29 protein-coding genes are annotated in these 26,828 nt (G+C 47.4%); 14 read left to right on the forward strand and 15 right to left on the reverse strand.

Features of this window, described 5'->3' with window-relative positions; genetic code table 11:
* Positions 1–90 precede the first annotated feature (90 nt).
* A complete protein-coding gene (locus tag PHG53_06470; protein MDD5381264.1) occupies positions 91–3,399 on the reverse strand; it encodes a hypothetical protein in 3,309 nt (1,102 codons plus the stop codon).
* Between the two features lie 469 nt (positions 3,400–3,868).
* Between PHG53_06470 and PHG53_06475 the strand changes: the two genes are divergently transcribed.
* Positions 3,869–4,099: a hypothetical protein gene (locus tag PHG53_06475; GenBank protein MDD5381265.1), complete on the forward strand. Its 231-nt coding sequence runs from the start codon at positions 3,869–3,871 to the stop codon at positions 4,097–4,099.
* 990 nt (positions 4,100–5,089) lie between these two features.
* Here PHG53_06475 and PHG53_06480 read toward each other — a convergent pair.
* The gene (locus PHG53_06480) at positions 5,090–5,488 is read right to left on the reverse strand and encodes a helix-turn-helix domain-containing protein (protein MDD5381266.1); all 399 of its coding nucleotides are present in this window, start codon (positions 5,486–5,488) and stop codon (positions 5,090–5,092) included.
* Positions 5,489–5,798: 310 nt separating this feature from the next.
* Here PHG53_06480 and PHG53_06485 point away from each other — a divergent pair, with 310 nt between their 5' ends.
* The 13 genes from PHG53_06485 (at position 5,799) to PHG53_06545 (ending at position 15,497) form a co-directional block, all read left to right on the forward strand.
* Positions 5,799–6,215, forward strand: coding sequence for a hypothetical protein (locus PHG53_06485; GenBank protein ID MDD5381267.1), 417 nt, complete (start codon positions 5,799–5,801; stop codon positions 6,213–6,215).
* A complete protein-coding gene (locus PHG53_06490) occupies positions 6,191–6,433 on the forward strand; it encodes a hypothetical protein (protein MDD5381268.1) in 243 nt (80 codons plus the stop codon). Before PHG53_06485 ends, PHG53_06490 begins: the two co-directional genes overlap by 25 nt.
* A 214-nt stretch (positions 6,434–6,647) precedes the next feature.
* Entirely contained in the window at positions 6,648–7,181 is a 534-nt protein-coding gene (locus PHG53_06495; protein ID MDD5381269.1) for a hypothetical protein, read from the forward strand.
* A gap of 12 nt (positions 7,182–7,193) precedes the next feature.
* On the forward strand, positions 7,194–7,991 hold the full coding sequence (locus PHG53_06500; protein ID MDD5381270.1) for an HK97 family phage prohead protease: 798 nt from the start codon (positions 7,194–7,196) through the stop codon (positions 7,989–7,991).
* A gap of 206 nt (positions 7,992–8,197) precedes the next feature.
* Positions 8,198–9,388, forward strand: coding sequence for a phage major capsid protein (locus tag PHG53_06505; GenBank protein ID MDD5381271.1), 1,191 nt, complete (start codon positions 8,198–8,200; stop codon positions 9,386–9,388).
* Positions 9,389–9,474: 86 nt separating this feature from the next.
* Positions 9,475–9,924: a hypothetical protein gene (locus PHG53_06510; protein MDD5381272.1), complete on the forward strand. Its 450-nt coding sequence runs from the start codon at positions 9,475–9,477 to the stop codon at positions 9,922–9,924.
* Between the two features lie 120 nt (positions 9,925–10,044).
* On the forward strand, positions 10,045–11,718 hold the full coding sequence (locus PHG53_06515) for a hypothetical protein (GenBank protein MDD5381273.1): 1,674 nt from the start codon (positions 10,045–10,047) through the stop codon (positions 11,716–11,718).
* 44 nt (positions 11,719–11,762) lie between these two features.
* Positions 11,763–12,209 (forward strand): hypothetical protein, encoded by a 447-nt coding sequence (locus PHG53_06520; protein MDD5381274.1) that lies wholly within the window; start codon positions 11,763–11,765, stop codon positions 12,207–12,209.
* Positions 12,206–12,637: a hypothetical protein gene (locus PHG53_06525; protein ID MDD5381275.1), complete on the forward strand. Its 432-nt coding sequence runs from the start codon at positions 12,206–12,208 to the stop codon at positions 12,635–12,637. Before PHG53_06520 ends, PHG53_06525 begins: the two co-directional genes overlap by 4 nt.
* 373 nt (positions 12,638–13,010) lie before the next feature.
* Positions 13,011–13,328, forward strand: coding sequence for a PilZ domain-containing protein (locus PHG53_06530; protein MDD5381276.1), 318 nt, complete (start codon positions 13,011–13,013; stop codon positions 13,326–13,328).
* 187 nt (positions 13,329–13,515) lie between these two features.
* The gene (locus tag PHG53_06535) at positions 13,516–14,637 is read left to right on the forward strand and encodes an L-threonylcarbamoyladenylate synthase (protein ID MDD5381277.1); all 1,122 of its coding nucleotides are present in this window, start codon (positions 13,516–13,518) and stop codon (positions 14,635–14,637) included.
* The gene (gene rpiB / locus PHG53_06540) at positions 14,634–15,110 is read left to right on the forward strand and encodes a ribose 5-phosphate isomerase B (protein ID MDD5381278.1); all 477 of its coding nucleotides are present in this window, start codon (positions 14,634–14,636) and stop codon (positions 15,108–15,110) included. Before PHG53_06535 ends, rpiB begins: the two co-directional genes overlap by 4 nt.
* A gap of 111 nt (positions 15,111–15,221) precedes the next feature.
* Positions 15,222–15,497, forward strand: coding sequence for a hypothetical protein (locus tag PHG53_06545; GenBank protein ID MDD5381279.1), 276 nt, complete (start codon positions 15,222–15,224; stop codon positions 15,495–15,497).
* 5 nt (positions 15,498–15,502) lie between these two features.
* Here the strand turns inward: PHG53_06545 and PHG53_06550 are convergent, their stop codons facing one another.
* The 13 genes from PHG53_06550 to PHG53_06610 form a co-directional block, all read right to left on the reverse strand.
* The gene (locus PHG53_06550) at positions 15,503–15,715 is read right to left on the reverse strand and encodes a hypothetical protein (protein ID MDD5381280.1); all 213 of its coding nucleotides are present in this window, start codon (positions 15,713–15,715) and stop codon (positions 15,503–15,505) included.
* A gap of 40 nt (positions 15,716–15,755) precedes the next feature.
* Complete coding sequence (locus PHG53_06555) at positions 15,756–16,466, reverse strand: HAD family phosphatase (GenBank protein ID MDD5381281.1); 711 nt, start codon at positions 16,464–16,466, stop codon at positions 15,756–15,758.
* Positions 16,459–17,778, reverse strand: coding sequence for a CsgG/HfaB family protein (locus tag PHG53_06560; protein ID MDD5381282.1), 1,320 nt, complete (start codon positions 17,776–17,778; stop codon positions 16,459–16,461). The genes PHG53_06555 and PHG53_06560 overlap by 8 nt, the downstream gene beginning before the upstream one ends.
* Before the next feature lie 43 nt (positions 17,779–17,821).
* Complete coding sequence (lpoB, locus tag PHG53_06565) at positions 17,822–18,436, reverse strand: penicillin-binding protein activator LpoB (protein MDD5381283.1); 615 nt, start codon at positions 18,434–18,436, stop codon at positions 17,822–17,824.
* Positions 18,437–18,439: 3 nt separating this feature from the next.
* Complete coding sequence (locus PHG53_06570) at positions 18,440–18,877, reverse strand: YcfL family protein (GenBank protein MDD5381284.1); 438 nt, start codon at positions 18,875–18,877, stop codon at positions 18,440–18,442.
* 32 nt (positions 18,878–18,909) lie between these two features.
* A complete protein-coding gene (locus PHG53_06575; protein MDD5381285.1) occupies positions 18,910–20,307 on the reverse strand; it encodes a hypothetical protein in 1,398 nt (465 codons plus the stop codon).
* Between the two features lie 169 nt (positions 20,308–20,476).
* Positions 20,477–21,913 (reverse strand): diguanylate cyclase, encoded by a 1,437-nt coding sequence (locus tag PHG53_06580; protein MDD5381286.1) that lies wholly within the window; start codon positions 21,911–21,913, stop codon positions 20,477–20,479.
* A gap of 142 nt (positions 21,914–22,055) precedes the next feature.
* Positions 22,056–22,259: a hypothetical protein gene (locus tag PHG53_06585; protein ID MDD5381287.1), complete on the reverse strand. Its 204-nt coding sequence runs from the start codon at positions 22,257–22,259 to the stop codon at positions 22,056–22,058.
* A gap of 228 nt (positions 22,260–22,487) precedes the next feature.
* Positions 22,488–23,075, reverse strand: a complete 588-nt coding sequence (locus PHG53_06590; protein ID MDD5381288.1) for a hypothetical protein — start codon at positions 23,073–23,075, stop codon at positions 22,488–22,490.
* Positions 23,076–23,094: 19 nt separating this feature from the next.
* Positions 23,095–24,456, reverse strand: coding sequence for a PFL family protein (locus PHG53_06595; protein MDD5381289.1), 1,362 nt, complete (start codon positions 24,454–24,456; stop codon positions 23,095–23,097).
* Positions 24,457–24,458: 2 nt separating this feature from the next.
* On the reverse strand, positions 24,459–24,800 hold the full coding sequence (locus PHG53_06600) for an ACT domain-containing protein (protein MDD5381290.1): 342 nt from the start codon (positions 24,798–24,800) through the stop codon (positions 24,459–24,461).
* 20 nt (positions 24,801–24,820) lie between these two features.
* Positions 24,821–25,579: a 5'/3'-nucleotidase SurE gene (surE, locus tag PHG53_06605; protein ID MDD5381291.1), complete on the reverse strand. Its 759-nt coding sequence runs from the start codon at positions 25,577–25,579 to the stop codon at positions 24,821–24,823.
* A 186-nt stretch (positions 25,580–25,765) separates the two neighbouring features.
* Positions 25,766–26,662, reverse strand: a complete 897-nt coding sequence (locus PHG53_06610) for a hypothetical protein (protein MDD5381292.1) — start codon at positions 26,660–26,662, stop codon at positions 25,766–25,768.
* Positions 26,663–26,828: the final 166 nt, after the last annotated feature.

Consider the following 26,828-nt stretch of genomic DNA (forward strand, 5'->3'; position numbering starts at 1 on the left):
TCAACCTTTCTGTTGGCACCTATGCGGCTCAAAAAAAGGACGGCTGACATTTGTCAGCCGTCCTTTTATCATTTACTAAATTACCATTAACTATTGGTGTTTAACCACGAGCCCTATAATCATCTGACGGTTTATAGAACTGGAGTAAGTCGCGCTTGGTGTCTCGTTAGCGCCCGTAGCTGATTTATGGCCTGTTACACCGGTAACAGTTCCGCCCATTGTCTGGTCGTTGCCTTCGGTGAAGCCGTTGTTGAGCGTGTATGAGCCGGAATTGCCGCAGGTGGCGCCGAGAATAACCATATCACCGCTGCTTGTCGCAAGTGAAGAGGTAGTAACCGGATTACTCGTGCTTCCACCAGTACCGGTTGCTCCGGTAGATGTCGTCTGGTTGACATTTGAGAAAAATGCACTGGAGTATCCGGCGCTACCCGGTGCGGTGCCGCTCCATGTAGGAGTAAACGTGCTGCTGCTCGCTGCAGCTACGTCTGTCTCCTTAAGAATAAATATCGCGGCATACGCATAACCGCTGGCGGCGTTGTAGTTATATTCAAGCACCTTGGTCATTGACTGACCGCCATATGTTACAGCGCTGAGATTCATAGTACTTGTGGACTCGGCGTGTGCGATGAATATCAAAGCACGGTTGGAACCCGATTCCTTTGTATGAGATGTTCCAGTTCCCCACGAACCCAGGAGACTGACCGGACTACCGCCTCCAGCTGCGGTGGTAAAGCTCCACACCGTTCCTGTGGTCGTGCCGTAGTCGTTTTTCTCATCGATGCGCCAGTAATAGGTCGTGCTGGCGGTCATTGTTCCTGTATCATAGGTTGTGCCTGTCTGGTTGCCCCTGAAGGTGCCGGGACTTGAGGTTCCGAAGTACACATCGTGCGAGGTCGCCCCTGACCCGGCTGTCCAGCTAAGGTCGGTCGTAACGCCGACGCTTGTTGCGCCGTTGGATGGCGACGGATTGCTTGCCTGTCCGGGCGCAGACCCACCTCCTGAGCCGCCGGCCTGGACAACGAAGCCGAGAAGTGCCTGGCGGTTAGTAGAAGTTGAGTGCGTTACGCTCGGTGTTTCAGATGCGCCTGTTGCGGGTTTGTGTCCGCCCATTCCATCGAAACTGGATACTCCAAGGTCAACACCTTTTGTAAAACCATTATTTGCTGTATACGTTCCTGTTTCAGTACAGGTACCGCCCTCAATGACCATATCACCGCTGCTGGTAGCCAATGCGGAGGTTGTTATGGTCCCGGTATTCGATACGCCGTTAGTTGCATAAGCTCCGACAAGGTCTGCCTGGTCGACGCCGCCAAGAAATACGCTTGTTATCGAAGTCGAAGTTGGCGAGCCGCCCCAGGATGCGCTGATGGTGCTGCTGGTTGCGGCGTTGACGCCGGCTTCATTAAGGATAAATGCCCCGACGTATGCGCGGGTTTGCCAGCTGTAGGACTGGACTCTATCTGTGATTTTCGTCATCGTTTGTCCGCCATAAGTTACAGTAGACAGGGTAGGATTTCTCCATGAACTGCCCTCAGCGTGCGCAATCACGATGAGTGCACGGTTACTGCCCGACTCTTTGGTATGAGATGTGCCGTTTACCCATGAGCCGAGGAGTTCAATGCCTTCGCCGGCTGGGTCGGTAGTCGCGGACATAGTGCTCGACCAGCCCGTCACATTGGGGGTGGCAGCACTGTCGCGCGCTCTGGCCCTGAACGAATACTGGGTACTCGCCGTCAGGCCTGAGGCAACGTATGTCGAGCTGCTTTGCCAGCCGCTGCTCTTGCTGCCGTCATTTGTGCATTCGAAGTAATATTGCACCGGCGGACTGGTGGCATCGGTGGCGGTCGTTGCGGTCATTGTGATTGTGCTTGAGCCCGTTGCCGTCGGGAATGAAGACCATGTCATCGGGTCAGGCGTCGGTGGTGTTGTATCCTGCACCGGCGGATCGGTGGTCGCATATTGCGTACTTGACCAGCCGTTCACGTTTGGAGTAGCAGCACTGTCGCGTGCCTGGACCCTGAATGAGTACTGAGTATTCGGTGTCAGACCAGAAGCCGTATAAGATGCACTCGATTGCCAGCTGCTGCTCTTGCTGCCGTCATTGGTGCATTCGAAGTAATACTGCACCGGCGGGCTGTCGGCATCCGTGGCGGTCGTTGCGGTCATCGCGATTGTGGTCTGTCCGGTTGCCTCCGGGAATGAAGACCAGGTCATCGGATCAGGCGTCGGTGGAGTAGTATCTGCTGTGCCGATAGTGCCAACAAAAGTGTTCATACTGCTCGCAGCCAAAGTATTAGTACTGCCGACAGAGCCTCTGTTAGCCATATTAGAGGAACTTGTTGTTTCATACTTTGTATAACTGCTCACAGTACCGCCAGACACTGAAAACGTCACGCTCTGGGAAGAGGAGTTCTGGTTTATAGCGACAATAACAACAGTGCTGCCGCTTTTATACGCAGTTACATAAACATTAGATTGCGGGCTGGCTGTCGCATCTACCCTGACGTATCCCGGCCGGACGAATTTAGCGAAATGGCTCATAACGTAACCGCGTTTGGTGATATTTCCGCTTTCGTCGATTGGGCCGTAGCTTCTTCTTATATACCACCATATGTATGCACTCATGTTTTGAGTCATACAATTATGTATTTCCCTGCCTGTTGCAAGTGCGCCTGACCAGGTAGTATCATTCACGAGATGCTCGGTCATCCAATATTCTTTCCCTGAATAGGTGCCGCTTCCTCCGTAAATATGGATACCTACTATGTCACACTGCGATGAAGATGCTACAGTGTTCATATAACTTGAATTAAAACCGGTTGTTTCAGGAGCAAGTACCCGGGTTGGAATTACTGATGCATTATTATTAAGGAAAGTTTGCATTTGTGATGCAGTCCATCCGCACGAATCGTAATCCGGCAAATAATCTGGTTCGTTCTGAACAGAAATGGCATATAGTGATGCTCCGTTTGACGACATGTAATTAGCAAAATCCCTTAAATAATTGGCAAAAGCACTGTATGAACTTGTACTCAGTTGACCTCCGACGACATTATTGTTAGTTTTCATAGATGGCGGGGGCGACCATGGTGATGCCATTATAATCGCTCCGTGATTTGCGGCTCTTTGAGCAGTAGGGACTACATCGGCCCAGTCGTCTTCGTAAGGGGGAACCTCGACACGCAAAATGCTAAAGCCGATCTGTCCGTCACCGTTGCCAAAAGCCTTGTCTGCCTGGGCAGCAGTCAAATCGTCAATCCATCTGGGGAAATTCATACCGCCATAGCCCCTCATAGTCTGCCTCGTAGTGTCTAAATTGATGTTCGCGGTCCCCGCCTCCGCCGTTTGGCTTAGAAGTAACATCAGCGCAATGATTACTGTTAAATATGTCTTTTTCATTTTTTTCTCCTTATAATTGTGTTTCTCCCGTCTTCTCGCCGGCGCGTCGTTTTTTGTGATATGTACCACTGAATCCGACTGTGCACCGGCATATTCTCCTATATGCACTTGATTTGTTTGTCTGACACCTCCTTAGCTCCCGAACAACCCCGGCTCCAAAAGCGATTATAAAAAGCCTTTAAGAACAACGTTGTCGACCAAATGCCCGACGTATATATCAAATACGAAAGAGGCATGACCCCTTAAACACAAGACCTTGGAGTTTTTGTCGATGAATTGTCCCCCTGTTATTCCCGCAAACAACCCCTTTTCCCTTTGTGGTCTTGCCTCTGTGTATAGCCATGGCAGTTATAAAACTTTTTTTCCTCTTTCCGTCAAGAAAAAAAATGGAAATAAAAGCAAGAAAATCTTGCCCGTTTTAACTTAACTTTTTGCTTTTTAGCGGTATTATGATAAGCCGTAAAGACTTATGGATACTATTCTTTTGATAATTGCTGGCCCTTTGTTTGTTATATCTCTTATTGCGCACATTTACGTAAAGCTGCGTTTGAACCCGAAGCAGGGCTCAGACCTTGATGACTATTACTGCGAATTCGAAGACCGGCACCCCGGCTACGCAAAATATACAAAATGGTCGAAAATCACCTTTACCGCCGTCATCATCAGCATGACTCTTTTACTCATAGCCGCCTTAATGTAACAGAGCCGCAAACGTTAGTGAGCGGTAACCCCAAAACGTTTAGCCCCTCGTAGCGCAGTTTACCTCGCCATCCTTTTGGCGGGCGGAGATCCCGGAATGCCGTTATCAGGGACCCAGTCTTTCAATTTCCTAATTCACTCCGCCTCACCGGCAACCTGTACTAAATTTCCTTTTTCTCCCATCCACTCATCGCCTCATCTACTCATTCTCTACCTGCCTGATTGGTCCCTGAAATTCTTAACATTTTCTGACATTTTGTCTCACTTTCACGTACATTTGTCACACTTTTCCGTACATTTGTACCAATTTCGTACACATTTATACCAATTTCTACCACTTTTTATTTTACCCAATTGTAAATTAACCGACTAAATGGGATATTTGGCTGGAAGACGGGAATGGCGGGGAAAGGGCGGGAAGGCGTGGGTTTGCGGCCCAAAAAAACGGTTTTAAGGCAATTTTTTAGGGAAGAAATTCGCGATTCAAATGTAAACTAACCGACTAAATGGGATATTTGGCCGGTGGGTGGGAATACTCTGGATTCGACGGGAAAAAGTGGGATTAAACCTCTGAAAAGCGGGTTTTTGGGGCATCCAAAGGGACAAATCAAACAACTGTTCTAAATGGGACAAAACGCCATTTTGGCAAAAAAGTTACAAGAAATGAGACAAAAACAGAAGCGATTTGCAAAACGTTTAAACTACCATCAAATCATTTATAACTGCATTTTAAGGCGTTTAAAGTAAATAGGAATTACGCTTAACTGGGTTTGAAAAACATCTAACAAAGTTGTTCAAAAATCATCTAACATTGCGTTTTTGAGCTAAAAATAGGGGGTAAAATTTGACGGTTTTTAGAGGGCGTGAGACTTTTAGGAAAAAAGTCAAGAGCTATTTTTAAGCTAAAAATGGGGGTGGCGAAAAAATCTGCAAAAATTCTCGGAATTTGTGAAAAAATTTTGTTATTAGCCGTGCTTATGGATTTTAAAATCTATCCCCTTTTTAGAACGCTTACTATAGCGGTATATTCGGCTTTTAGATGAGATAAACTGCGTTCATTCTGGGCCGCAGCCTCTTTGTTTTCTTCTCCTCGGAATCGTGCTGCTAAATCAAAAGACAAGTCTTTGTCCTCTAATTGTTTGATTCTTTCCCCCAATTCACGTAAATACTTTTCTGCAGCGGCACTTAGAACCTTTACGCTCGGCGAATGAACCCCAGTTATTAGCCAGTGCAAGTCAACATCTAAAATTAAGGCCAGCTTTTGAATGGCCGGAACCGGTGGAAAGGCTTTGGAGTTTTCATAACGAGAGATTTGAGTCGAATCGCTCAGGCCGAGCTTACGGGCCAGGTCGTTTCTCGTCAAACCTCTTTCCTCGCGGACCTGCCGCAATCTGTCAGAAAAATTTTGTATTTTTTGCTTTTTTGTCAAAATTAACCTTGTATCATTGAGGAAAAATCATATAATCAGTCGATATAGTGATTGTTACTCATAAAAAGTTTTGACGTTTTATTATGATAATTGTTAACGAAAAACCTATTCGCCTAACCAACAAAAAAGCCATTCGGCTCGTAAAACTTCGGGCATTACACGAAGGCCGAACTGCCACCAACGCCGCGACTCAGACTATCATCGAGGCTTTAAGTGGCCGAGATTTTATCAAAAATGCAGACGCGGAGCAAGAGAAAAGTGGGGGCGGCCAATGACGGAAAACTGCTGGCTTAGTTTGGAAGAGACAGCGAAACGGCTCGGCGTCACCAAAAAAATTGCTAAGGGGCTGTGCGAAGAGGGGCAGTTACTCGGTGCGGAGAAAAAAAACGGCAAGTGGGAAATTCCGCTTAACAGCATCGTGTTATTTGAACGCCGTCGGCTCACGATGGTCCTTATTCCAAAGAAAATTTTAAAGGGAGTGAAATCACACCTGCTTGATTATCTTCATATAGTCGGCAAGGAAAGTGTCACCATCGGAGACGAATTAATACAGAGAAAAACAGAGGCACTCCAAGACGATTTCACTCGCAATCGCATCGCTGTATTGGCAGACCAGCTTGAACGAAAGCAGAGGCAATTTGCTCAGATTTGGGAGACAGTCGAATGGCTAATAAAAATAATGGTCTGAAAAAGCGGAATACGCAGACGCTGCGGCATTATGTGGAGTTTTATTTGGCCGATGTGTGCTTCGATTACAACACCTTAATCGAAGAAATTAAGGAAAATAAATTGCACCCAGGCCGGAATCATAAACCCGAAGAGCGAATAGCATTTTTACAGAAGCTTGCCGATGAGCAGGTTGATTGTATCGGGTGGGTTATAGCGGACCTGAAAAGGTTAAAATGATAGCAAAAATAGAGACATTTTTTTCAGCAAAAAGACCCTTGACGGCGAAGCTCGGCAAGGGTAAAAATAGCAGCGTGAAAACGAGAGACGTGGAAAACGAGAAAACATTTTGCGCTTTTAAAGACCTCGGATTGGCCCCTCCGCAAGGTTGGCCAGGTACTCTCGTACCTCACAAATCCGGGGTTTTTTTGTGCGCACGGTTAGGAGAAATATTATGCAAAGTGTGAAAACCCAAAAGAGGACTAAGGAAGCGTTGCCGGTCGGGTCTGCTGAAGAGATACGACAGTTAGATGAGCCAACAGAAGCGGAAAAAAAGAAATTTCGAGAGGGCGTGAATATTATAATCGAATCGCTCAATCAAGAATTTGGTTTTTATATTCCGCCGTTTCAGCGAAAGCTGTATACGTATCTGTTTGCTAAAGCGGCAAACCTAACGCCGCCACCCGAAATAACCAAAGAGATTGAATCGGACAAATTCAAATCATACGAGGATTGCATAAAGAAATACAACAAACTTTTTGGCAAACTACCTGGGATTGCCCAGGAAATTGTGCTGGCAAAATCACTTAAAGCTTTAGAGCCATTAGAGAAGGAATACGAAGAGGAGGTGGTGAGAGACAGGGCAAGAGATGAATTGATTGATTTTATCCACAATAGCGGACTGTCATACCCCGAACAGACGGATATTTATAAAGGACTTTTGGAGCAAGTGAGGAATAGTGGGTTAGTGGCGGCCGCCGCAAATTAAGGAAGCAAAAAAATGAGCGACAAGGAAGTCGATTTTAAGTCGTTAGTTGCAAGGATGCAAACCGGCGAGCGTGATTATATCGCTCGAATTGAGACAAAAGGGGCTGAGTTTAAAGAGGCTCAGTCCCTTTTTGTCAAATCAATAGACGAAGCCAAGCGGCAGATTGAGGCCGTCGTTTCGACCGCTGACCTGGACCGCTACGATGAAATCATCGAGCCGGAAGCATTCCGCGAAACGCTCGGTATATATCTTAAAAACCCTATTGTTATCAGCTCTCACCAAAATCGATTAGATACCGGCCACAGCAGTGTAGTAGGCCAGGTAATTAAAGCCTGGATTAATGCAAAAGGCCTGCACGTTATTATATGGTTTGCCGAGACGGAGCTTGGTAATGAGTTTTGGTATCTTTATAAGAATAAATTTCAGAGGGCATTCAGCGTCGGCTTTATACCGCTGGAATGGAAGGACGAAACTAAAGACGGACGGCGAGTGAGGATTCATATCAAAGTGGAGCTGCTCGAAATAAGCTGCGTGCCGGTCCCTGCAAACCGAAACGCCCTGAGCAAATCTAAACAGAGAAAAGCCGATTTCGTAGCCGAGAAAATCGCTCAGCGGCAGCAGCTTGAAAAGAATGCTGAGGATTATGCGATATTGACTTTTGGTGAGGACGAATACAACAAGTTTATGACCGGCGACGGACTCGATGCGCTCGAGCCGGATGATGCCGAGGCCGAATTTGACGAAACGGAATTTACCGGCGAAACGGAGTTGGGTTTTGAGCCGGATTATAGTTCGTATTTTGAGAATTAAAAATTATGACAGATATGCGAGAAATGTTTTTCCGCCGGCCAGCCGCGAGCTGCGGAAGCTACCTTACATATCTTTCGCGGTGCGTAATTGACTGTAGTTTTCAATTCAGTCGGCGGGCGGGCTAAGTCCCACGGCTCGCCTGCTATTTTTCACGTGGGACGTGGGAACGTGGTAACAATGAAACTATAAATTGAGAGGTTTTATCTATGAAAACGTATGCGACCGCCGAAAAAGTGGCGGAAGGTTTTAAGGCCGCGAGCGAGCGAATAAGTTCTATCGAGAAGGAATCGCAGGTCTGCTTCCAGGAAACGAAAGAGGCGTTAGGGAGTCTCCAAAAGCAGCTCAGGCTTTATGCCCATTCGATTCTCGATAAGAGTATGCAGGCCGGTGAATACCAGGGCTTCTGGCGAAACGATGAACAGGCCAAAGAGTTCGGCTCGCTGGTGCTGGCACTTGCCGGAAGACAATGCAAGGATATGGGCACAATTGAAAACCCGCTCGGCGGGGCAGTTGTACCCACTGAATTAAGCCGAGTGATGATTCAAAAGCTCGGCCAGTACGGGAAATTCCGCCGCAATAGCCTGGTTGTTCAAATGGGCAGCGGCAATCAGAAGGTCCCGCGTGTCACTACGGACTTGACGATTTACTGTCCTGACCAGGGCGGGGAAATCCAAAAGAGTGACGTCAAGGCCGATATGGTCGGATTAAACACAAGAAAATTCGCCTGTCTGACCGTCATAAACCGCGAGCTTGACGAGGATTCTATCATCGGCCTGGGCGAGATTGTCGGCCTCTCTATTACCCGCTCGATGGCGAAAAGAGAGGATGAGGTCGGCTTTATGGGTGACGGCACGTCGGAGTATTTCGGAATGCTCGGCATCATCGGTGCGATGTTAAAAATTGCAACTGACCCGTCTGATATTCCTGGCCTTATCATCGGCAGCGGCAACACCTACGCTGAATTGACGCTCGATGATTTTACCAACGTCGTCGGTCTCTTGCCGAGTGAAGCAGACGACGGTGCAGGGTGGTTTATGAACAAAAAGTTTTATTACGGCACTGTTTATAAACTGGCCAGGGCAGCCGGTGTTGCGAACATCTTTGAGATTTTGTCTAACCAGAAGGGCCGTTACCTTATGGGCTATCCGGTCGAGTTTATCCACTGTATGCCGTATGCGGCAGCCAACAGCCAGATTGTCGCCATACTCGGCGATCTAAAACTCGGTGCCTACCTGGGTGAGCGAAGGATGCTGGAGATTGCCCGCAGCGATGAAGTGCTTTTCGGCAATGACCAAATCGCAATCAGAGGCACAGAGCGCATCGACGTTGCAGCTCACGGCGTTGGCGATGCAACCGAGCCAGGCTCGATTGTCGCTCTGGCTACTGCTGCCAGTTAAGCATCTTTGGTTTTTCAGAACAGAAATTTTTTACAGAAAAGATGTCTGAAACTTGTTTTTAACAACATAAATTGGAGTCTAAAAAAATGATAGAGGTTCAAGATACCAAACGGGTAATTATGCTCAGGCCCCAGCTTAAAAACAACGGGGCTTTTGAGAATAATACCTACGTGGATTGTGCCGGTTGGGGACATCTGCGAGTCGAGTTTATTCTCGGCGATACCGATGTTGCGGTTGGCTCAGGCGATGCAGCAACGCCGCCAAAACTTGAGGAATGCGATACCGAGGGCGGTTCGTATTCGGATATAACCGATGCTGAGCTTGCTGCCGTACTCGCAGCGAATGATGACAATAAGGCTAAGGCAATCGACTTGTCTTTAACGCATTCGCATAAGCGATTTGTGCGGGTAAACGCTCCAACGGCTGATAACGGCGTTACTGGATGCAATCTCTGTATTATCGCAACACTGTCCAAACCAAACATTGGTCCAAAGGATGCAGACGGCCAGGGATTGGCCGAGTTGGTTGTGGTGTGATTTGTTTACGGCGGCCAGGCCAGCGGGATGTATCGGTGGCCTGGCTGTTTGAACCCACATAGCTGTAATCAGGGCGGAGATTCGGGTTACCGCCCTGGTTGCAGCGTTAAAGAGTGAAAAATGACCAAAGAAATAAACATACACGTTAAGACTACAGGGACACCCCAGACAAAGCAGGACTTTAAAGAGCTTGGCCAGTCCGGTCAAATGGTTGGCCAGGATATTGCTGCAGGGCAAAAACAGGCCGGAGCTGCTACAGAGGAAAGCACAAAAAAAATATCGGGAATGGGGCGGATATTAGAGAACGTTGCTACGCAGGCTAAGGCTTACATTGTAGCTTTTATTGGCTGGAAAGCTGTACAGGAAGTACTCAATTTTATAATTGAAAAGCTTGAGCGCATCGCACGGCTTCAAAATGAGGTTTACGAAAAATCACTTACCTTTTCCGATATTGGCCAGCGCATAGAATTTCAAACCGGCACTACCGGCCAGCAGCAATACTGGACAGAGCAGGCCCTGAAAATTCAAAAAGCCGGAGCGTTGTCAAATCCTGCGGTTGCACAGCAGATGATGATTTCCGCCGATATTGCTTTTGCTAAACAGGGCGGCATTAAGAACCCGCAAGTTTTAAGTATGCTCACAGAGTTTTCGCCCTTTTTTGGTGCTGCCGGATTAGGGCCGGATGAAGTTTCCAAAGTATTTGAATTTGCCGGGACAGCGGGAATCGCACCGACAACCGGAGCTTGGAAACAGTATTTTTCACAGCTACAGGCAGGGTTTACGTCAAGCAAAGCAACAAACTTCGGTGAATTTATGACCGGCCTGCAAAAAGGCGGGACCGCATATATGGCAATGGGCGGGACATTGCCGGAAGCAATAAGTGCATTCAGTGGAGCTCGCAGCGTGATGGCAAATGAGGCCCTTGCCGCTACACTTGTCGAACAAATCGCCAGATTATCAGCGGGCGGTTATGAAAAACCGCGAGCTGCTATCGAAAAAGGACTCGGCGTAAAATGGTCTCAGCTTTCAATGGACCAGCGGACGGCTGCCGTGCTGCAATATGTAGGCAGTATTCCAGGATCACAGAGAGCACAAAGGCTGACAGCCCAGGGCTTCCCTGCTGAGATGACAACACAGATAAGCAAAATGGTTACGCCGGAAGCAATGGGTGCAATGGCTGCAACCCGCGAGGCGGTATCAGCAGCAGAACCTGCCGCTGTTGACCAGCAGGCCCAGGCGTATCTGGATTCTGTACTTGGTAAATCACGTCAAACTGAGGCTGACATAGCTGCCAAACAAATGGAGGCAGGTCCGAAATTCGCCGACTGGCAAACAAGACTTAAAAAGGCCAAAGCCGAGCACGAAATTTTAGTTGCTAAAGGCCAGGACCGGATGCTGATGAGTGACATTATAGAGCCATACGTAATGGCAATGGAGGGGCTCGACAAAGACTTAACTGCTTTGATAGGTGAACTGCCGGAAGGTGAACGCAGAGAAAAAGCGATAGAGTTGCAGGGTAATATTCAAAAAACTATTACTGCTATGCAGCCAGGGCTATGGCTTGGTTTGGGAATTCTTCCAGCATACGGAATCAGAAAGTTTTTTGAAAAAGGCGGAGCTGCCAAGCTGGGTTATAATTTGTCGCAAAGATTTGACGCGATTGCAGCCGAAAGTGCTCCACAAACCATCAACAATGAGTTCCATTACCACCATGAACACATTACGAACTACAATCCTATGCAAGGCAGGGATGATAATAGAGGCGGCAGAGCCAAGCCGGAAGATTTACTTTAAAACGACTTTAAACAGGTTATAATTACAAGTTAACAGATAAAAAAATGCCAAAAATCGCTGAAAAAAAATGTAAAAAGTGCGAGCAAGTAAAGCCTTCCTCTGATTTTTTCAGAGACAAAAATATAAAATCTGATGGCCTGAAAGCTATTTGCAAAGAGTGTTTTATGAACACCCCAGCTAAAGGCTTAGAAAATGAGAATCAAATCAACAGCGTAATACGAGAAATGGCTGAATTACAAGCCAACATAGACCACGAAAAGGCATTATGCGAAACCCGTATTTCACTGGTTAAGAAATACACAGATGAAATTATCGAACCCTCCACTTCTCACCAAACGTTTTTACAAACAATGCTTTTGACTTTCCTAAAAAAGCAGAAAATTAAAAGGTTCTCTCGCCAGTATCGTTTCGGCGTTATATCTTTTTCTCGCGGTAAACTGAGATTACGCCTTGATGCTGACCTGGCAAAACAAATGATGGAGAAGCCGTGAAACTGACTATAATCAAAAACAGTTTATTAGCCGTTATTCGGGTGTTTGGGTTTTTTCTATGGTTGATTACAAGCTATATGCAGCGGCGGGTGACGCAGTTAATGGTATGCTCGCCCCTGATGAATCCTTACTTACCCAAAACCAAACCGCTTAACTGTTCCGAGCGAGAATGTGCGGTCCAGCAAATTTTAAGTATGTGGGAGAAAAAGAGTAACTGGACGGTTGCGAATGACCGGCGAAGGTTTGAGGCTACAGAGTGGGGCCAGCAGGTAGCCAGAGATAATCCTGACCGTCATTTATACGCCGTGTTGTATCCTACCAGGAAGGAAAATTTAGCCCGCATCGCCAACGTGCTCCGAGCAATGGACGCCGAGGCATTCGCCAGGGTAATGCGGAATGCCGAGAAGATTCGATGCGACAAGCATTAGTTTTACTAATATTTTAGTTGTCTAAAGTGTAGCTATATCGCCATTTTTTGGTGTTAAGATAGGCAAAATAGAGGTGGGGGTAGTCTAAGCATATCAATGATAACCAGGTGTCCAAAGCTTGTCCCATTTCTTGTAACTTTTTCCCATTTTGAAAGTTAAACTACAACAATTACACTTCTGTTAATGACCAGAAACAAGCGACCATTAACCAACAAACGCCCGATAAAAAACCCAAAATCAGCATTTTTAACAAAAAAAACAAAGATTTTTTCTATAAACCTTGTTATTTTACCTAAATATCCTAAATTATCTATTTTAACATTGCCGATAGACTTCTTAATTGAAGGAACGACTTTTTATGGAGATTTAAGTTATGGAGACCTTAATAGAACAGCGTAAGGACACCCGAACCGCCCTTTCCTGGCCCGTAAGCATTTGGCTGCCTGAAGCTAACAGATTTTTCAATGGCCGAAGCTTCAATATCAGCAAAACCGGCGTTTTTATAAAGTTACCCATGACAACGCCGATTCGGCTGGGCCATACCGTGGAAATCAATTTCCCGCGGACAGAGGAATTAGCAAAAGAAAAAGGACAATTTGCCCGCATTAAAAGCGGCAAGGTAGTTAGGGTTGAGCGCAAAGATATTCTTAGAGATGCCAATATCGGCGTCGCTGTTAAGTTTGAGCAATAACAAAACAGTGGTTTTGGCTAAGTAATTTCGCAGCCCGTAGGTATTCTCCAGAAATGCGGATGAGGGAGGAGCGGACGACTGATGACCGGGAAGGTTATCAGTCGTTTTTTTGCGCTGTGGAACTCGAACAATTTAAGCGGGGCGGAAAATCTTGTAATCGGGGGTGGTTTAGTGTATTTTTAGAATAATGGAGACAAAGATAATTAAAATTGACCCTGTAAAAATTGACGCGGCGGAAATTAAGAAAGCGGCACAGGTAGTCGATGCCGGGGGGTTAGTGGCTTTTCCAACTGAAACAGTCTATGGAATCGCCTGCAGGGTCGAAACTGACTCGCTGGCAAAGCTCAATAACCTCAAGGGCAGAAGTTTTGATAAATATTACACGCTACATATCGGCAAAGCGGCCTATGTTGAAAAATACGTGCCAGCGGTGGGATTACGGGCAAAAAAACTGATTAAGAACTGCTGGCCCGGGCCATTGACTATAGTTTTTGAATTAACTGAAAGCGATATCGAAAAGCAAAAAAAGAATCTGAAAAAAGAGGTTTTTGAGAACCTGTATAAAGATAATTCCATAGGCATTCGCTGTCCCGATAACGCGATAGCTGCAATGCTGCTGCAAGAAACGCAACATCCCGTAGTTGCGCCAAGTGCGAATAAAACGGGTCAGCTGGCGGCAACGGATGCAGAGCAGGTTTTGGCACAATTTTCAGGTCAGATTGACTTGCTGCTGGATGGAGGACCTTGCAAATACAAAAAAAGCAGCACTGTTGTTAAAATAGGTAAAAACGGGCTTGAGATTTTGAGGGAAGGCGCGTATTCCAAAGAAAAGCTGGAAGAGATATCGAAGGTCAAATTTTTGTTTGTATGCACGGGCAATACATGCAGAAGTCCTATGGCAGAGGGGATGTTTCGCAAATTTCTGGCGGAAAAATTACAATGCAAGGTTGACCAGCTCGACAAAATAGGTTATAAGGTATCTTCTGCCGGTTTGATGGATATGGCAGGCTCGCTAGCAAGTGAGGAAGCGATAGCGGCTTGTGCGGCCAAAGGGATTGATATAAAAGCTCATAAGAGCACAACACTGACCCGACAGCTTGTTGAAGAGAGCGATTTTGTATTTGCTATGACGCGAATGCACCGCGAACGAGTTGTTGCTTTGTGCCCTGAAGCTGCAAACAAGTGTATACTACTGGCAGGGAATAAGGAAATTGTTGACCCTATAAGTCAATCGCAGCGGGTTTTTAACGAGTGTGCAGAATCGATAGAAGAAGCTGCGAGAGAAAGGATTAGTGAATTTTGGATATGAAAGTAGCAGTAGGAAACGACCATCGCGGATTTGAAGCCAAACAGCAAATCAAAAGCATAATTAGCCAGTTAGGCCACGAAGTTGTAGACGTCGGCAGCAACGATGACAATCCGGTCGATTACCCGGACGCCGCTTATCTGGCAGCAACGGCGGTATCAAACAAAGAAGCTGACAGAGCCATTTTAGCCTGCGGAACCGGTATAGGGATGAGTATAGCCGCAAATAAAGTCAAGGGGGTCAGAGCTGCATTGTGCAATGACGAGTTGAGCGCCCGGGTTTCACGCCATCATAATGACGCAAATGTGCTTTGCCTGTCGGGGGACCTGATAGGGGAAGTATTACTGCGAAAAATAGTTGAAGTCTGGCTGGAAACGGAATTCGATGGCGGAAGACACCAGAGAAGAATTAATAAAATAATGGCTATTGAAGAAGGTAAAGACCCGAGAGACATAAAAAATACAAAGGGCAAATAGCCGCACAAGCGCAAAAAAATTTCAAGTTTTTGTTTTGCGTTTTTTTCGTAATAGTTTCAAATCACGCCAGGCAGGAAACCAGGAAAAAGCGTTTCGAGGCGATTGAGTTAAATGGCAGGCAAAGAATATTCAGCTTATCAGCGGGACGTTATCTCGAGATACTATGAAAATCTCGATACGATAACGTTAAACAACCTACAGGAGTTAGTCAGCCAGCTTTACCTTGCCGGTAGTAAATCCAAGCAGACCCAGCTCTGGGAACGAGCACACAAGGCGATGCTGAAACTTAAGGTTAAACCTGCGATAATCGAGCATATTATGAACAAAAAAGATGTGGTCATCTTAGCGAAGAACCTCGAGGACTGGCTCGATACATCAAAGAAATAGATTTTCTACTTATGGGGGAAGTAGCTCGCCTTTATCCAGTTGAAGTTTAAAATAAAGTGAAGGGCGATCAGACATAGAAATATAGCGCCGCCGGTTTTGTGAAAAATGCCGAAGACCTTAAACGAGAGATGGTCGCGAAGCAATACCGTTGCCGCCTGGTTGATGAAAAACAGAAGTAAAATCGGATTTAAGATTTTAAGGGCGGTGTTTCTTTTCATAATCGTTTCCCCCTTTTAATATAAACAGAACAACATCAGCCTAACTATTTGAGGAATGATTGGCAAGCAATTTTACGACTGTCTCGGGTTTTATCTCGGCGAGGGAGTCGAAGATTAAATCGGCGTTTGCCTTCGCCAGATCTGAGCGGTTTCGAGTCGTGGTCAGGGCGATTACGGCCATTTTAGCAGCTTTGGCGGCCTCAATACCGGCGACGGCGTCTTCGACAACCACGCAGCTTCTCGCCGGAATTGAAAGTTTAACGGCGGCCTTGAGAAAAACCTGCGGAGAGGGTTTGCCTTCGGTGACATCATCAGAGGTAACATAAACGTCGAAATACCGGTCGAAGCAGAGACGCTCGCGGATAAGGTCAAGATTGGTTTTGGGTGCGGACGAGCCTATAGCCAAAGAAAAGCCGGTTTTCTTCAGGCCGGCCAGGAGTGTTTCGAGGCGTTCGTCCGGGGCGAGTTTATCGGCGATGATTCGACGATAAAGCTGCTCTTTCCAGTCTGAGAGCTGCTTGAGCTGACTGGAAGAGAGCGTCCGGCCGAACAGCATAGGGAGGATTCTGTCGTTGGTCATTCCGAAGGTGGCGGCAAAGAAATCATCGGATATGTCAACGCCCTGTTTTTCGGCAAAGGCGAACCAAGCCTGTTTATGCGCCCAGCCGGTGTCAACCAGGACGCCATCAAGGTCAAAGATAACGGCTTTCTTAGGCCGATTTGTTCGAGAATCAGATGCAGTATCAATCAAAGGGTAGTTTTACGCCGCCTGTCGGTGATTTTTGTACTTCGCTTTTACGGCCTTCGACGGGCGCTGCTGCCCCGGTCTTTTTGAGTCGGCAAATAAGCCCTTCAGACAGCTTCGCTAAATCGCCCTCGATGACCTTTGCATAGGAGATTTTCGGCATTACCTTGTCAATTCTTATAGTTGCAACGAGAGTCTCCGTTGTACCCAGAGATTCCCTTGTATCAGCATCGAATAATTCCTTGCCCTGCGAGACGATATCCAATAATTGCCCGACCGCGATTCTTGAGCCGCCCTGATTGATAATGACCTGTCCGTCTTTATCGATGCTCGCGATGCGGATGGGGTAGAGATTGTCGATGATAATATCAACCATCTGATTGGCGGCCATTCCAATGAAATTATCCGTCAGCTCCTTCCAGTCGAGGTCCTGCGGCTCCCATTTTTTGACGAGCTTCTTGATATCATTGACCTTATCGAGCGCGATATCGAGGACGCCTGCCAGTTTGACTTGTCTTGTCGGACCGACGATGAGGCGGTATTCGAAAGAAAAATGTGCCTCATACTCGGTAACCGTTCGGCCGATGGCCTGCGAATAAGATTCTTTAGTCACGATGCCGGCCCTGTTGATTGTTCCGACGAGCATATAGTCAACGCCGAGGGCCTCGCCCAGCTTGGCCATTTCCTCCATAGAAGCATCGCCTGAGAGTAGGAAGTTTCTTTCCTGAGCGAATTCCTGCATATATTCACGGTCGAGGACATTGAACTTGTTTGTCTGCGTCAGCGCGGCGGTCAATTTCTGCGAGAACAGGCGCGATGTATCGAGGGACGGGTTTAAGATATTGCCGAACTGGTAAAATCCAGTAAGTGTCCTTATGGGCATTACGGCAAGTTTCAAGCGGGCGCTTTTTTCAGGAGACTCATAATCGAATACCGCAACCTTCAGCGTTACCTCGTAGGTGCCGTCGTCGAGCTTTTTCTCGTTTAAGACCTCATAGGTTTTTACCAAACCTGCAACGTCGGTCCTGAGGGTGGTTCCGCCGGTATCAACACCTACGGCGTCGAACTCGACTTTTTTGCCGGATGGGGTTTTTTCGATGTCCGCTGATGCGGAACGATAACTGAAATCGGTGTTTATGGAACTAATCGCGACGCCTTTGACCTGTGCGACGGCCTGTCTGAGGGCATTATTAATTGCCTCGTCTCTGCTGACGCCGCGGCCTTTCGTTTCGACTGTTTTAGTCGTATTGGGGTCGGCGGAAAACACCTGCGGGCAAGCCAATGCGAGGATGGTCAAAAAGAGAAGTGCCTTTTTCATTTTTAGGGCCTCCCATAAAAGTAAAATAACACGTTTTTTTACGTTACCAGGCAACGGACTTATTGCTGCCGCGTTTTCCTATGAGGGTTTCATTCTGCCAGATTACAAGTCCGCTGGCAATTTCCGAAACCCTGAGCTGGAAATAGTACTCAACCTGCTGGCGGTTTTTGTCGTAACGGACATTCCTCTGGAAAATTTTGCCGGAGACGCTCAGGTGAGGCGAAACCAACGTGCCTTTTCCCGGAAGGGTATCCTGGTCAAATTCATCCTCGATGTCCGAATCTTTAATATCCTTCCTTATGTCATAGGTCGTCTGGTCTATTTTGCTGCCGACGGCGGAGGTCATAACAACCTGGCCGCTATTGAGAAGCTCCTGCTCGACTTTGGCCATCAGCTGGTCGGTGTCGATTCTCTGCATAGTGTCATTTACAATACGGCCTGTTGCCATAACATACCTGCTGCCGTCCGCTTTCTTCAGTGCGCCCGAACCGAGCATAGACTGAACCATTTCACTTGCGGCCTGGTCAAAGTCCCTGTAATCGAGGGCCATAACAGGCTTGCCGTCATCATGCATAGTGTCGATGTATGAAGTTTGCGGCGCGCAGCCGGTGAGCAAAATAACGCCCATTGCGATGATTTGAAATACTGCTGTTTTCATAAATTACTCCCACTTTCTTGTATCCATTCTGAAATTTACAGCTTCGGGTCTTGGGGCGACGACTTTGAAACTAAACGTAGATTTACCCATCGCCGACATTCGCTGCCAAACACTCGTTTTGGTTTGAATCACCACACCGTCCTGGTCAATCCATTCCACCCTGTATTGGAACTTTCTGGTAAATTGCGATTCGTTGTGTCCGTTAACGTTAAGCTCGAGAACTCCGCCTTTAGTCCTGCGCAAAATGGCCTGGTCAACTTTAATACCTTCGCCAATCAATGCACTAAAGGCATAGCCGACAGGCCGGGTCACGACGTTATCAACAAGGTCATCGCTTCCCACGTCCGCCCTTAAGTGGATGTTGGAGTCCGGCGGCTCATGACAACCTGCAAACACCAACGCAACGGCAAAAAGCAATATTATGTTTATGATCGTTTTCATTTTTTACCCCTATTGTAAAAGGAAATATCTGTTTAAAAAGCCATAACATTACAAACCGGCACAGCCCGGTTAGTTATTATCTTAATATAAACAATCGCATTATTACACTGGGGAATATCAATGTCAAGCGGGAGAGAGCCCGGGGGAGTAATTTTTAATTTGCCGTCTTTCGGCTTCGGCAAGCGCGCAACCTGAAAATCTTTCGGCAAAGCCGTCCATATCCTTACATCCGCTGCGGTCGTTGCGAAACTATAAGCCGCCATTGCGAACGACATAGCCGTTGCAGCATTGGAGCCCTGCTGCTCAATAGCATACTGAGCAACCGCCTTTGCCGTTGCAGATATAATAGCCCTTATCAAAATACCGGGGTAATCTTTGCTGAACTCGGTCTGAACGACCCTGTCCATATCGGCAACTGGAAGCGTCATATACTCCTTGCCATCGGCATTTACGAGCAAATACGGGAACGCCTGATTCCTGAATTCCAATTTCGGCAGAGCAATGCCGACGTATTTAACATGGCTTGTAACAATGAACACGGGCAGGTCTATGCGGAATTCTTCCTTTACAGGACCGAGGCCGTTTTCGAAGATTACCCAGACCGTATTTTCGAGCCGCCCTCCCCCGCCAAGTACTCCCTCAGTAACACTGAGGTCCTCGGCTATAAAGGGATTGTTTCCAACCATTCCGTAAGATTCTTTGAGTAAATCCACCGCCTTGGTGTGGTCACCGACCAGATTGAAATATACACCCGCCATATAAGTCGCAAACGGATTGACGAAATCGGGGTAGGCCTGGAAATTATAAAGGTTTGGGTATTTCTGTGCCAGCAGGTCATGCGTTGTCTGACTTTCAGCGGTTGATTTTGCCTGCGCGCTTTGCTGCTGATTCTTCTCCATCTCGGCGTTTAATTTATTTATTTCTTCGACGAATTTTTCCTTTGCGCGCCTCTGCCTGTCGAGGGCACGATTGAACTCAACTCTCGCCAAATCCTGTTTACCTTCGGCCATAAAATTCAGGGCTTTATACGTGTTGAGCATCACGCCGTCATACTCTTCGCCTCTATAAGGGATGACATTTTCATTAACGGCCGTTGAGCCAATAATATCGCCGCCCTTAAACTGCTCATCATAGAATTTCAGCATACCCTCGGCCTTGTCGAAACACTCGGTGCTTTTGGGGTAATTCTGGCGGATTCTTTCAACGGAGGCAAGCTGCAGCGCCCAGAGCAGGTCCTCGCCATTCGGATTTTTCCGCTGGCCTATCTTTTTCTCGGCAAAAAGAGCGGAGTTATCGTAATTCGATGCCTCGAAACTCGTGTTAAAGACCTTAAGCTGGTCTTTGGGGGCATTACAACCGGTTGAAAAAGATAAACTAAAAAGGGTTAAGATTGCGAACAAAAAAGGACAGCCGACTTTTGCTTTATTCATTATCGCTCTCCAAATCAAGTCCACTGCACATATTTAAAAACAATCAGGCGCAATTATATTATCAGCAAAGCTATGGTCAAGAAAAATGCCCGGAGTTTTAACCGGTTTTAAGATGTTCCCTGTTTCGGGATTTTACCCCCCCCGGCCGCCGATTACCATCGACAATCGCCTATTCCTGCGGCGTGGTGGAACAGGCAGTTACTACCCTGTTTCGCCCGGAGTGTTTCGCTTCGTAGAGTGCGTCGTCGGCGCGTTTTAATACGGTTTCTGCGGTATCCGGCGGAGGCCCTTCGCTCCATTCAGCCAGACCGCAGCTTATCGTAACCGATTTGATTTTAGGCAGTGAAATAGTTTTAACGTGACGTCTCAGCCTCTCCAGAAGGACTTTAGCGCCGCTGAGTTTCGTTTCGAGCATCAGCAGGACGAATTCATCGCCTCCATATCGAGCGATTATAACATCCGTCGTTCGCACATTGTGCCGCATAGTTTTGGCCAAGAGTTTTAGCACCTTATCGCCGGCAACGTGGCCGGCGGTGTCGTTGATTTGCTTGAAGTTGTCGACATCCACAACAGCAATAGAAAAACAGCAATCGTAGCGCGCCGCCCTTGCACACTCAGCCTTGAGGACCCTCTCAAGCACGCGGCGCGTTCCAAGGCCGGTTAAAGGGTCTGTCTCGCTGTCACGCCGAGCTTCCTCGTAATTCTGATAGAGTTTCGCGTTGGTAAGGTTCACATTGAGGACATCCCGCAAAAGCGAAGCCTTGTACAGCAGCAGCTCTTCGGGGCCGGTCGAGTCCGGATTATGCCAGCACATACAAAGAAACCCGCACATAGTTACGCTGCTGTCGGCATTGCCGTTGGTCTGGTCGCAGATACTAATCGGAATGATAAGTCCCGTCGGCTTACTGCACTGATTACAGACTTCTTTGCATATTTCGCTGCAGGGTTCGCCGAAGACAATTCGCCTGTCCAGTGATAATTCCCTGATTTTCTCCTGGCTAAGCAGCTTCTCTCTGGTAGGCGGAAAACCTCTTCGATAAATTACAGGGGATGGAGAATCTTTTTGGTTAAAGCAGAGGATAGCACGGTCGGCATTGAAGCTTTTTGGGACTTCGTTTATAGCCAACGCGACAACATCTTCAAATTCGAGACTTTTTAATCCGGTAGGAAGCATAGCAAGCTGTTCGGCCGCGCTTCTCATCGCTTCATTATTACTGAGCTGATGAGCTATTACGTCCCTGCTGGAGACCATACCTATGGGGACGCCATTCTCAACAATCGGCACATGGCGTATCTTGTGTTCGGCCATGAGCTGCTCGACCTTTACAGCCGGGGTGTCCGTAGTGCAGGATACCACATCGGTGGTCATAATGTCCCTGACAGATAGACTTTCCGGCGACAAAGCCTTGGTCATTACTTTTGCAAGCATATCCCGCTCGGTAACTATGCCGGAAAATTTATTCTGCGCATCAAGCACTATGAGACATCCGACCTGATTATCAGTCATTTTTTTGGCCGCCTGTGCGACAGTGTCATTTTCTTTGATTGTCAGGATCTCAAGCGGCTCTACTGCCTGCTCAATATCTTTCACTGTCGGTATTTTCATAACCCTGGGGCCTTTTCAAACAAAAAGCTTTTAAACATTGCCTTTATCGGATAAAAAATTGGTGCCTGATTAACGGAAAACCTGCTACTTATACGTGTTTTTAGAAAAAAAACAAGTCTAACTTGTGATACTGCGAGAGGCTTCATCTGCGCCACTCGGGCTTGCGAACCATCAATGGCGGCATCTGCTGAGGATTGGCCCTCTGATTGGTCTTATTAACACAACTCCTGTTACTCGGATACCAGCGGATGTTGAACAGCTTGACGTTCAAAGGCAATCCGCCTTCGTGAAGCCCCCTGCGGCGGGCGAAATAAGGCTTGTTTTTCTCTAATTTACTAAACATCATCGATTCTCTTCTGAAGCAGCACTTAAACAGCTTTGAACCATCACCCTCCTATCGGCCGATTTTCACAACGACTTTTGTAAAATATCCAAGGGGATTAATGCGCAACGCCATTAACAGCAAAAGGTTACGTTTTGTGATATATTACAAAATGTGGCCCTATAATGTGACCGGTAGTCAAAGATTCACCGGCATTTTCCACTGAGCTGAATACTCTTTCACTATTATGTTTTACCAATTTGCCTGTTTGATGCTCTGCCATTTGGCCGGCTGGAAGTCGATTTTGAGTAATTCAACCCGGCTGATAAGCCATCCGCCATTGGACTGCTTCTCAAGGTTTGCCTGCACTTCTACAAGCATTTGCTGCTTGAAGCCTTGATAAATGAAACTTCGCTTGTCGAATAATATCCTTACAGTAAAAATTGTGGTCGCTTTTGGCGGCTGAATATCCATTGAGACAGGTCTTTTTATGTTCTTTTCAATAAGAGGTTCTGAGAGCATCTCTCTGCAGTATTCCATCAAAACACTTTTCGAGCGGTGTATCGAATCGGCATAGTCATCGGCGATAATAGTCTCGATGGTAGCGGGGTCTTCGTCCTCGACGGCTTGCACGCCTTTATCAATCACAGCATTGATTTTTTCCAAATCGGTCTCGACGAGAAAATCCAGACCGAAAGCGGCGACAACTAAAAGCGCCGGCAGAAGCCATAACCACCAATGATATTTTCCCGGGGCGACACTCCGAAGTATCAGCAGAATGAGCGAGGCGACGGCCGCTATGATTATCAAACCCCACGGATGCTCAAAGACATCGAACATTGGTTTAAAATTTCCCCAATTAGTTCCGCAATGCCTGCACCGGCGAAGGTATTCGACCTTTCCGGTTGATGAACTCAGGCGAGGCGGTTTTCGCCACCTTCATAACGGGGGCCGAGCCGAGAAGGCCGCCGAAATGCACAATCCCGCCCGCCTTTCTGCCGATGGCGGGAATTACCCGCACGCCTGTGGTTTTATTGTTTATCACGCCGATTGAAAGCTCATCGGCGATTATCGCCGAGAGCGTTTCGGCGTCCGTGTTGCCCGGCACGGCGAACATATCCAGGCCGACCGAACATACGCTGGTCAATGCTTCGAGCTTTTCGAGATTCAAGGTACCGTCGCGGACGGCCCGAATCATACCTGCATCTTCGCTGATGGGAATAAACGTTCCAGATAGTCCCCCCACGTTCCCGGAAGCCATAGCGCCGCCTTTTTTTACGGCGTCCATCAAAAGAGCCAGTGCCGCCGTCGAGCCGGGTAGTCCCATGCGTCTGACGCCCATTGCCTCGATAATATCCGCCACCGAATCGCCGGCCGACGTTGTCGATGCCAGGGAGATATCGACAATGCCGAAATCGATTTTCATTAGTTCCGCTATTTCGCGGCCGATAAGCTCGCCGGCACGGGTAATCTTAAAAACGGTCCGCTTGATTACCTCGGACAACTTCGTCAGGTCGCAGTCGGGATTCTGCGAAACGACGTCGCGCACCACGCCGGGGCCGGATATTCCGATGTTCAGCGAAAAGTCCGGCTCGCCGATTCCATGATGAGCGCCGGCCATAAAGGGATTGTCTTCAGGCACGTTGGCAAAGACCGCTATTTTGGTGCAGCCGATGCCGTTCTTGGAACGCGCTGCCAGCTTTTTCAGCGTGTGGCCGAACTTCGCCACAGCGTTCATATTTACCCCTGCTGCCGTCGATGCCAGATTCAGAAATCCGCAAACTCTCTGTGTTCCGGAAAGCGCCTGTGGAATCGATTCTATCAGGATTTCATCGGCGGCCGTCATTCCCTTCTGCACCATTGCGCCGAACCCGCCGATGAAGTCGATGTCCGCTTCTTTGGCGGCGGAATCGAGCGTTTTGGCAATCTTTACCGCTGCGGAAATTTTACGCGGCAGCGGTTCGAGCAATAGTGCGACAGGCGTAACGGCTATACGCCTGTTCGTTATCGGTATACCATATTTTTGCTCTACGAAGTCGGCAAATTTATTCAGCAGTTTTCCTTTTTCAACGATTCGCTTTCGCATTCGCCCGGCTAATTTATCCACCCTGCGGTCCATGCAGTCCTTCAGATTGATGCCGAGCGTTACGGTGCGGATGTCGAAGTGGTGGTCCAGCGTCATTCTTACGGTTTCAAAGACTTCCTCGACCGATATTCGCATAATTAAATCCTGTGCATTGCCTTGAATATGTTTTCGTTCTGAATCGTTATATTCAGCGACATTTCCGCGGCGGCCTTGTCGAGCAGTTTCCGGATTTTGGCCATATCGGCAGAGGCCTTGGTTATATCGACCGCCATTGCCATTACGAAATAGTTTTCCATAACCTTCTGATTAACATCGACAATGTTTATATTGGCGCCGGACATAATTATCGCCAGTTTCGCGATTATGCCGACCCTGTCGGCGCCGGTAACGGTGACGATGCAGATTTGGGCGGCTTCTGCGGCTTGTCTCGGCGAAGCGTAGCGAAGACGGACGCCCGTGTGTTTTTTCGATACAGCCATTTTTTTCCTCCTGGATTTCCTTACGCTACAATATCTTTCCATTTTTTTTGAGCGAGCTGGGCGGTTTCTTCGTGGTTCGTCATACCCAGTGACAAAGCGGTTATGGTTATATAGCCGTCAGCCAGCGCGGTTGAGTCGGTGGAATCGTCCTCGTGGCGATGCTGGCCGGCCTCCAGTTGATAAACGGTTTGCCCCTGCTCGTTTTGTTGAGGAACGTAATGCTCGTGGAAGCCGCCTGTCGATTGAGGGACGACTTTTACCCCTTTGGGCTTGCCCTTCGATAATTGCGGGATATTGATATTGACGACGTGGCCGTTTTTTATGGGTAAAAGTTTTTTTATAATTTCGACGCAATACTCGGCGCCTTTTTCATAGTCCATTTTATCATCGACGACCAGACTCGTCGCAACCGCCGGCACTTTCAAAAACGCCGCTTCCATCGCGGCGGCGACGGTGCCGGAATAGTAGATGTTTATTCCTGCGTTTGCGCCGCTATTTATGCCGGAAATGACCAAATCTATCGGCTGCTTGCAAAGCTGCAGACAGGCGATTTTCACGCAATCGGCAGGCGACCCCTGAACGCTGAAGCCGGTGAATTGGCCGTTGATATCGACCTTGTTGCAAACCAGCGGCCCATAGAAAGTAACGCTGTGGCTGGTTCCCGACCGGCTGTCAGCGGGCGCAACGACAGTTACATCACCGATTTTCACCAGCTCTTTGTAAATGGCGGCCAAACCCGGTGCGAATATCCCATCGTCATTTGTCAGTAATATATGCATAAGCGCGTATCATAACGAAAAAATCTGAAATTTCAAATCTTAAATCTCCCCCGCCCCCAACCTGACCTGTTTTGTATTTAGCCCCGCAATCCTGCCCTCGAATGTAGTTGTCGGGGGTTATTGCGCGGGTTACAGAGCCGCGACAGTAATGGAGCGGCAAATCCGCCCAATCCTACACCTTAGTATCTAGGTCTGTGTGTTTTGCTGTTTGGCTTTAAATTCCGAAAGCTTTTCCTCGTACGATTTTATCCGTCCTGGGTTCGGCCTAAGATCAATGGACTGCTTCATATACTCTAATCCCTTTTCGTATTCTCCCCGCTCGTATAGTATCATGCCGAGAAAATTGAAATAGCAGGCCTTGTCGCTATCACTGTTCGCTTTCTCTGCCGATATTAATTCTTCGGCTTTAGCCATATACTTGTCTGTTTCAGTTGTATTATTACGAAAAAGCTCACAGAAATGAGCTAACTGGCACCATAGAAAAATCCCTTCCGGTGCCGTTTCACATGCTTTCAGGAATGCATCATGTGCTTTATCAAAATCATGGGCATTGAGAAATTCGTTACCTCTTTCGAGCAGGCCGGCGGCAACTATGTTACAAAGTGGTTGCTTATGGTAGTAACGCCTTTCCGCCCGCAAGGTCATCAGTTCATACACCAACCAAAAGCTTAAGGGCAACATTGTAACCAAATGAAATACAAACTTGTCTGAATAGTGATTGAAAATGAAAAAGATTCTCACTGCTGACATCGCTAAGGCAAAAACCACAGCCCACCACAAAGCGAACACAACTTTTTTCATCCAGACAGCATACGTGACAATTTCAAGATGTCTGCGCAGCCAATCTTTATAACTCGACAATGCTGACCACAGGGCTAATGTAAGTAGCCCAACTGCCTCCGATATTTTCTCGAACCACCATGATGGCCCTGTTGTAAGGTGCCGTACTTTAGCTTGTTCATACAAGTGGAATGTGCGTATAAAAAGTACCACACCTCCAAGCAAAAAAAGTGCCGAGAGTATAATCAACAAGTAATCCAGCAAATCATTCGACAACCAGGATAACCAGCGGCTCTTCCTCATATTCCTCTATCACTGCAAAACAACTCTTCTATTTACTGCTATGATATTATCCAAAACCTGTCTCTTTTCAACACCAAAATTTCCTATGTAATCAGCGCAATCCGCGATTAAAAAATCAATCAAAAATGATGGTACCTTTTGATAAATCCTGAAATTTTGTAAATTT

This window comes from Phycisphaerae bacterium (assembly GCA_028714855.1).
Taxonomy (GTDB): Bacteria; Planctomycetota; Phycisphaerae; order Sedimentisphaerales; family Anaerobacaceae; genus CAIYOL01.

Bases quoted from the DNA above. Each gene is read 5' to 3' on its own strand.
- PHG53_06490 (MDD5381268.1), top strand. From the start codon at position 6,191: ATGGCTAATAAAAATAATGGTCTGAAAAAGCGGAATACGCAGACGCTG.
- PHG53_06485 (MDD5381267.1), top strand. From the start codon at position 5,799: ATGACGGAAAACTGCTGGCTTAGTTTGGAAGAGACAGCGAAACGGCTC.
- PHG53_06545 (MDD5381279.1), top strand. From the start codon at position 15,222: ATGGCAGGCAAAGAATATTCAGCTTATCAGCGGGACGTTATCTCGAGA.
- PHG53_06530 (MDD5381276.1), top strand. From the start codon at position 13,011: ATGGAGACCTTAATAGAACAGCGTAAGGACACCCGAACCGCCCTTTCC.
- lpoB (MDD5381283.1), bottom strand. From the start codon at position 18,436: ATGAAAACAGCAGTATTTCAAATCATCGCAATGGGCGTTATTTTGCTC.
- PHG53_06475 (MDD5381265.1), top strand. From the start codon at position 3,869: ATGGATACTATTCTTTTGATAATTGCTGGCCCTTTGTTTGTTATATCT.
- PHG53_06550 (MDD5381280.1), bottom strand. From the start codon at position 15,715: ATGAAAAGAAACACCGCCCTTAAAATCTTAAATCCGATTTTACTTCTG.
- PHG53_06470 (MDD5381264.1), bottom strand. From the start codon at position 3,399: ATGAAAAAGACATATTTAACAGTAATCATTGCGCTGATGTTACTTCTA.
- PHG53_06600 (MDD5381290.1), bottom strand. From the start codon at position 24,800: ATGGCTGTATCGAAAAAACACACGGGCGTCCGTCTTCGCTACGCTTCG.
- PHG53_06595 (MDD5381289.1), bottom strand. From the start codon at position 24,456: ATGCGAATATCGGTCGAGGAAGTCTTTGAAACCGTAAGAATGACGCTG.
- PHG53_06500 (MDD5381270.1), top strand. From the start codon at position 7,194: ATGAGCGACAAGGAAGTCGATTTTAAGTCGTTAGTTGCAAGGATGCAA.
- PHG53_06505 (MDD5381271.1), top strand. From the start codon at position 8,198: ATGAAAACGTATGCGACCGCCGAAAAAGTGGCGGAAGGTTTTAAGGCC.
- PHG53_06585 (MDD5381287.1), bottom strand. From the start codon at position 22,259: ATGATGTTTAGTAAATTAGAGAAAAACAAGCCTTATTTCGCCCGCCGC.
- PHG53_06520 (MDD5381274.1), top strand. From the start codon at position 11,763: ATGCCAAAAATCGCTGAAAAAAAATGTAAAAAGTGCGAGCAAGTAAAG.
- PHG53_06515 (MDD5381273.1), top strand. From the start codon at position 10,045: ATGACCAAAGAAATAAACATACACGTTAAGACTACAGGGACACCCCAG.
- PHG53_06560 (MDD5381282.1), bottom strand. From the start codon at position 17,778: ATGAAAAAGGCACTTCTCTTTTTGACCATCCTCGCATTGGCTTGCCCG.
- rpiB (MDD5381278.1), top strand. From the start codon at position 14,634: ATGAAAGTAGCAGTAGGAAACGACCATCGCGGATTTGAAGCCAAACAG.
- PHG53_06535 (MDD5381277.1), top strand. From the start codon at position 13,516: ATGGAGACAAAGATAATTAAAATTGACCCTGTAAAAATTGACGCGGCG.
- PHG53_06580 (MDD5381286.1), bottom strand. From the start codon at position 21,913: ATGAAAATACCGACAGTGAAAGATATTGAGCAGGCAGTAGAGCCGCTT.
- PHG53_06570 (MDD5381284.1), bottom strand. From the start codon at position 18,877: ATGAAAACGATCATAAACATAATATTGCTTTTTGCCGTTGCGTTGGTG.
- PHG53_06575 (MDD5381285.1), bottom strand. From the start codon at position 20,307: ATGAATAAAGCAAAAGTCGGCTGTCCTTTTTTGTTCGCAATCTTAACC.
- PHG53_06510 (MDD5381272.1), top strand. From the start codon at position 9,475: ATGATAGAGGTTCAAGATACCAAACGGGTAATTATGCTCAGGCCCCAG.
- PHG53_06495 (MDD5381269.1), top strand. From the start codon at position 6,648: ATGCAAAGTGTGAAAACCCAAAAGAGGACTAAGGAAGCGTTGCCGGTC.
- surE (MDD5381291.1), bottom strand. From the start codon at position 25,579: ATGCATATATTACTGACAAATGACGATGGGATATTCGCACCGGGTTTG.
- PHG53_06610 (MDD5381292.1), bottom strand. From the start codon at position 26,662: ATGAGGAAGAGCCGCTGGTTATCCTGGTTGTCGAATGATTTGCTGGAT.
- PHG53_06590 (MDD5381288.1), bottom strand. From the start codon at position 23,075: ATGTTCGATGTCTTTGAGCATCCGTGGGGTTTGATAATCATAGCGGCC.